At 57.6% G+C, this 549-nt stretch carries 1 protein-coding gene and 1 pseudogene; one reads left to right on the top strand and one right to left on the bottom strand.

The window, feature by feature from the left end; genetic code table 11:
* Positions 1-87, top strand: a pseudogene (locus tag K5E19_RS24310) (hypothetical protein); the annotation flags it as partial.
* A 92-nt stretch (positions 88-179) separates the two neighbouring features.
* On the opposite strand, the gene K5E19_RS23710 reads toward K5E19_RS24310, so the two are convergent.
* Positions 180-549: solute carrier family 23 protein (locus K5E19_RS23710; RefSeq protein WP_311775533.1), on the bottom strand; the 370-nt coding region annotated here is incomplete at its 5' end.

Raw genomic sequence — 549 nt, 5'->3', positions numbered from 1 at the left:
GGTGAAGTGGTGGATCAGAGCACGCGTGACCATCTTTCTGGTCAGCTGACCGCGTTTGGGGATTATATTAAGCGGGTGAAGGCCTGATAAAAAAAGCCCGATGGCGCTAGCGCTTACCGGGCCTACATTCGTCAGTAGGTCAGGTAAGCGAAGCGCCACCTGACACCACAAACCGCACCTTAGTGCGCGTCAATAAACACAATCTTCAGCACAAACAGCAGCGCCACAACGATCACGCACGGGCTCAGTTCGCGGAAGCGGCCGGTACCGATCTTCATCACGCAGTAAGAGATAAAGCCCAGCGCAATACCTTCAGTGATCGAGAAGCTGAACGGCATCATCACGGCGGTGATAAACGCCGGCACCGCTTCGGTTAAATCTTCCCATTTCACGCGCGCCAGGCTAGACGTCATCAGCACGCCAACGTAGATCAGCGCGCCTGCGGCCGCATACGGTGGAGCCATCCCCGCCAGCGGAGAAAGGAAGATCACCAGCAGGAACAGAATGCCGACCACCACCGCCGTCAAACCCGTACGGCCGCCCACGGAC

The sequence above is a fragment of the Enterobacter sp. RIT637 genome, assembly GCF_019718755.1.
Lineage (GTDB): Bacteria > Pseudomonadota > Gammaproteobacteria > Enterobacterales > Enterobacteriaceae > Enterobacter.
This window is presented reverse-complemented; position numbering and strand designations above follow the sequence as displayed.